The following is a 1019-nucleotide window of genomic DNA, read 5'->3' on the forward strand; positions in this document are numbered from 1 at the left end:
TCGCCGAAGGCGTTGTAGCGCACTTCGCTGATTTCGCCCAGGCTGTTGAGGGTGTGGCTGAGGCGGCCAGCGGCGTCGTAGTAGTACAGGGTGCGCGCGCCGGCGCCGCCCTGGCCGTCGGGACCCAAGCTGGCGCTGCGTTGGCCGCCGGCGTTGTAGTAGTGGCGGGTGCCCCAGCGCGCCCAGACCGCGTCGATCTGGGCGGCACCGGCGTCGGCGCCGAGCGCGGCCAGCGCTTGGGCGCCTTCGCCGGCCAGTTCTTGCGTCACCCGACCCTGGCTGTCGTAGCGCTTGAGTTGGCTGCGGCTGTCGTCGCCGGCCTGGCGGGTGGTGGCGATCAGCAGGCCCTGGGCATCGTATTGGTAGCGCACGATCAGGCCGCTCGGCCGGTGGTCTTCGCGCAGCAGCCGGTCATTGGCGTCGTATTGGCGCAGCACTTGCCGGTCGTTGCGGTCGGCCGCCGGGCGCCATGCGGCCAGCGTGTCGCCGCTGCCGGCGCGGGTGGCGTAGCGTATCGTCTGCGCGATGCGGCCCTGGGCGTCGTAAACGGTTTCGTCGAGGTAGCCTTCGGCGTCGATTCGCCCCACCAGCCGCCCGGCGCCATCGTACAGGCTGCGCGTGCGCTGGTCGGCCGCGTCGCGGGCCGGACGCAGCGCGTCCAGGCTGTCGCCGGCGTGGGCGCGCTGGGCGTAGCGCACGGTTTCGATCACGCGTCCGGCGCCGTCGTAGCGGGTTTCGCTCAGATAGCCTTCGCCGTCCAGGCTGGCCAGCAGCAGGCCGTCGCGGTCGTAGTAGTGGCGGCTGACCCGGTCCTGGGCCGCATCGGCCGTCGGCTGCAGCGTGGCGTCGGCCGGGTCGCGTTCGCCAGGCTGGCTCGCCAGCGCCGCCAGGGCTTCGCCGCTCAGCCGCGTGGCGTAGCGGGTTTCCGCCACCAGCCGGCCGGCGGCGTCGTATTGCCGGCGCTCGACGCCGCCTTCGGCGTCCACGGTCTGGATCAGGCGGCCCAGGATGTCGTATAG

At 72.7% G+C, this 1019-nt stretch carries 1 protein-coding gene; it reads right to left on the reverse strand.

The features are described 5' to 3' along the window. Nucleotides 1-1019 (reverse strand): hypothetical protein (locus LQT98_RS23860; RefSeq protein ID WP_231465737.1); only part of this gene is annotated, 1019 nt, incomplete at both ends.

The sequence above is a fragment of the Chromobacterium aquaticum genome, from assembly GCF_021129195.1.
Lineage (GTDB): Bacteria > Pseudomonadota > Gammaproteobacteria > Burkholderiales > Chromobacteriaceae > Chromobacterium > Chromobacterium aquaticum.